Source organism: Abiotrophia sp. HMSC24B09 (genome assembly GCF_001815865.1).
Taxonomy (GTDB): domain Bacteria; phylum Bacillota; class Bacilli; order Lactobacillales; family Aerococcaceae; genus Abiotrophia.
Genome location: NZ_KV822210.1, coordinates 278602 through 282282, shown reverse-complemented (window position 1 = coordinate 282282; position 3681 = coordinate 278602). Strand labels below are relative to the sequence as shown.

Sequence of the window (3681 nt, the reverse complement as noted above, 5' to 3'; positions counted from 1 at the left end):
AAGCACCTTGCCTGAGGGCAGGGTGTTTTTTTGCTAAATAAACCAATACCAATACTACAATGTAATTTTTATGATAGATGGGTCACTTGAACACTGAATAAACTAGATCGATACACTATAAACTCTGTACTTACCAGACTTTTGTATTTTAGGGAACTGGAGCTCCGCACTAGCTTACATACTATGATAGCGATACTGGCGTATATAGCTACTGCCCTATCCTATCTCCTAGGTGGGGCTCGGCCCCACACCCTCGCCAGCGTGGCGCGCTGGACCCGCACCTCTGGACGGATGCTGGGGAAGGGTTATGACGCTGCCCAATCCCCCATGCAATTCGTCCGTCGGTGGTCGACTGGAATAACACAGAGACTCTCCTGTCAAGGCTAAACCTGCGGCGTCTAATCAGCCGGCCTTGACAGGAGAGTCTCTGTGTTATGGAAGCGGGAACTCGCCGACGGACGAATTGCATGGGGGATTGAATAAGTAGCAACCCTATTCTTTATGCCCACCAATAAGCCCTGCCCTTTTTATAGCCGTTGCCCCAGGCAGGAGACTACTCGCATGCACCAGGCTACCAAACCCATAGCGCTCGCGTATCTTATCTACCGCCTTATCTAGTGCCTCTTGCTCTTTGACTTCTTCTACATCCTCAAACAGGGACAACTGCTGATAGTCCTTAGGGCGTAGCTTACCCGCTGATATCCCGATACTTCGGACCGGTTGCGGCAGGTAGTGTTTCTTCAAGAGGTAGATGGCTCCCTCAATGACCTTGTGGCTGGCGTCCGTGGCCACTATTTGCATTTGGCCACCAGAATGGCGGGGAATTTCCTCATGAGCGTAACCAATGAAGAGCGACAGTTCACCAGCTAATTGATGGCCCTTCCTCAGACGCGCAGCCACCTGCTCGGCCATTTCCCGAAGGACTAGGGCCAATTCTTCCATGGACCAATAGTCCCGCTCCAGGATTTGCGAAGCTCCATAGGACTTGCTGACTTCCTGGTAAGGTTGGTGGATAAGGCTACCGTCCAATCCGTTGGCATGATGATAGAGTTCTAGGCCCAGGACCCCGAAGTGGCGCTTGAGCTTGCGCGGATCTGCGTGGGCCAGTTGCTTCACAGTATAGATACCCAGTCGCTCCAATGAGGCCTTAGTCCGCGAACCGATGCCCCAGAAGTCAGATAAGTTGTCCATCTTCCATAGGGTCTCAGGCACCCGCTTATAGGACCAGTAGGCCAGATAAGGGGGCTTCTTTTTGGCCGCATTATCCAGGGCTAACTTAGCCAGTAGCATGTTATCCCCAATGCCCACACAGGTCGGGATACCGTATTGCTTCATGACCTCGGTCTGAATACGCCGGGCAATCTGATAGGTCGAGCCAAAGAGCGCATGGCTTCTGGTAATATCCAGGAAGGCCTCATCAATACTATAAGGGTGGCAATCCTCAGGGGCCACAAATTGCAGAAAGAGGCGGACGATTTCCTGGTTACGCTGAACATACAGTCCCATACGCGGTGGGACTAATACAATCTCAGGGTCACGCTTAGGCAATTCAAAGACGCGGGTCCCAGTCTTGACACCGTACTCAGCCTTCATACGGGGACTAGCTGCGAGAACTAGCCCGCCCTTAAGATGCGCGCGGGAGACCACACAGAGTTTTGTTGTCATGGGGTCTAGGCCGCGCTCGGCGCACTCTACACTGGCGAAGAAGGACTTGCAGTCGATACAGAGAATATCGCGTTTGGGAAAGCGTGGATCGTCCGTCATTCGAACCACTTCACTTCCGGCAAGGTCTCAACGTGGCGGATATCCTCGTACTCAATGGGCATGCGCTCCAAGATTACATAGCCTTGGGCCCGCCCAATGATGCGCCCGATATGGTAGACATGGCGCCCTTCCCAGGTGCTAGATAAGGTTACCTTGACCCGCTCCTGATAGCGAAAGGCCCGTGTCAGGGCCTGGTCAATTTCTTCTGCTGTCATCTGAGGCGGCGCCTGATAAGGCAGCTTAAATTCGTTCATGACACTATTGAGACTGAGGCGTAGCTCAGGGCTTGAATAGAAGGGCCGCCACTTCTTCATGCCGCGGTCCTCATAATCGGGTACTACTTCCATTTTTATCACCTCACACCCATATAATACGAACGTTTGTTCTTTTTGTCAAGGTGATGACTTAGGTATAGGAATCAAAAACGTGTGAGCCTAGCCCCACACTGGACTGGCAAAAAGCATAAAAACATAGACGAAAACGGTTTCTTGGTGTATAATAAGAGCGTAGATAGGATTTTAGTTATGATGATGTCTATAAGAAAGGAGGTATTGGATAGAGGCATCATCGGACATACCACATTATGAAGGAGCAATGTAATATGAAACGTTTTGTTTTGACCCCACTCACTTTCTTGTTTCTACTGCTCTTTTGTCTTTCGACTTCAAACGTTCAAGCCAACCAATCAGTAGGTGATGACCTATGTTGCTGTCCTAAGAAGCCACATGAATCTTGGTGTGAAGAATATGCTGTAGAGTGGTACAAGGGAGCAAATCCAAATGGTGTTCGGCCGATTGAAGAAGATTTGACAGCCTATATTCCTGATAAGAAGGACAAAAAACGATGCCCTTGTGACGAGGAAAAAGGAGCATTTCCAGCATCTATCGTTGTACAAGAGATTCGTCGATTTACGTCTCAGCCACCACAAACTATTTACTATAATAAAAATCAGTACTATGGCTATATACCTTTGGTTCGTACATGGAAGCAAGGGGCAGTTTATTATGCTGTATATAGAGGTGCGGTTATTTTGAAAGGGCCAGGTGCATACAAATGAGATATAAAAATTTTGTAGTTCGACTTTTATTTGGATTCTTGATTTTATTATCTTTGCTTGTAATTCCATCTGTTCAGGCCGAAGAAACTCTAAATGAACCAACTGAACAATTTTCTGAATTAGTTCAGAGTCAAACACAGGAACCTTTTTCGAACAATGAGGCTACGACACAAACTGTAGTGTTTACTTCATCTGATGAGGGGAATGAAGTGAATACCAATAACACGTTAGAAGAGTTTAATGTACGAGATGAAAATAAATCACAAGATGTTTCAACGGAAGATTCTAACGAAAAGGACCAGCCTGCATATAGTCCGCATACAGTATATGTAACGCGTCAGTATACGACAACACCTCCAGAAACAATATATTACAGTTATGAGGGTTATGCCGGAACTCTAGCAAGACAGTACATTTCATACTATCAAGGTGTGTACTTTGCTGGTTTTTTTGGAGTAGTATATAAAATATTATATATCTAAGAGCAATGGGCTAGTGACAGATAAGTCGCTAGCCTTTATTGTATGGAGAAAACCACTAGCATTGCTGGTGGTTTTCTCTATACAAAAAGAATAGCCACCTCACGGTGGCTATTTGTTTTGTATTAGCTTAGCAACTGGTTAACTCGATCCTGCACAGTCTGATAATCATACCCTGCTTCAGTCAACTCTCTAACTCGCTCTTCCCCATTGCCATACTCACCCCGAATAACATCCCAGGCTACCGCAGTGATGAGGTCGTCGCTAGGTGAGGTATTTTCTGATGATGCGGGGGATGTCTCTTGGCTGTCCTGGTCGTAGCATGGTCTTGCATACCCCGCAATAGCCTCATGGTTCCAGTCATAGTAGGCTCTGGCTACT

General features: G+C 47.4%; 4 protein-coding genes and 1 pseudogene. 2 read left to right on the top strand and 3 right to left on the bottom strand.

Going from position 1 to position 3681, the window contains the following annotated elements:
* Nucleotides 1-492 precede the first annotated feature (492 nt).
* Both HMPREF3093_RS07580 and HMPREF3093_RS07575 read right to left on the bottom strand, forming a co-directional pair.
* Nucleotides 493-1764: a Y-family DNA polymerase gene (locus HMPREF3093_RS07580; protein ID WP_070756380.1), complete on the bottom strand. Its 1272-nt coding sequence runs from the start codon at nucleotides 1762-1764 to the stop codon at nucleotides 493-495.
* A complete protein-coding gene (locus tag HMPREF3093_RS07575) occupies nucleotides 1761-2111 on the bottom strand; it encodes a hypothetical protein (protein ID WP_143227687.1) in 351 nt (116 codons plus the stop codon). The genes HMPREF3093_RS07580 and HMPREF3093_RS07575 overlap by 4 nt, the downstream gene beginning before the upstream one ends.
* A 254-nt stretch (nucleotides 2112-2365) precedes the next feature.
* Between HMPREF3093_RS07575 and HMPREF3093_RS07570 the strand changes: the two genes are divergently transcribed.
* Both HMPREF3093_RS07570 and HMPREF3093_RS07565 read left to right on the top strand, forming a co-directional pair.
* The gene (locus tag HMPREF3093_RS07570) at nucleotides 2366-2821 is read left to right on the top strand and encodes a hypothetical protein (RefSeq protein WP_143227686.1); all 456 of its coding nucleotides are present in this window, start codon (nucleotides 2366-2368) and stop codon (nucleotides 2819-2821) included.
* On the top strand, nucleotides 2818-3303 hold the full coding sequence (locus HMPREF3093_RS07565; protein WP_070756377.1) for a hypothetical protein: 486 nt from the start codon (nucleotides 2818-2820) through the stop codon (nucleotides 3301-3303). The genes HMPREF3093_RS07570 and HMPREF3093_RS07565 overlap by 4 nt, the downstream gene beginning before the upstream one ends.
* 122 nt (nucleotides 3304-3425) lie before the next feature.
* Here HMPREF3093_RS07565 and HMPREF3093_RS09625 read toward each other — a convergent pair.
* Nucleotides 3426-3681: pseudogene (locus HMPREF3093_RS09625) on the bottom strand (hypothetical protein); the annotation flags it as partial.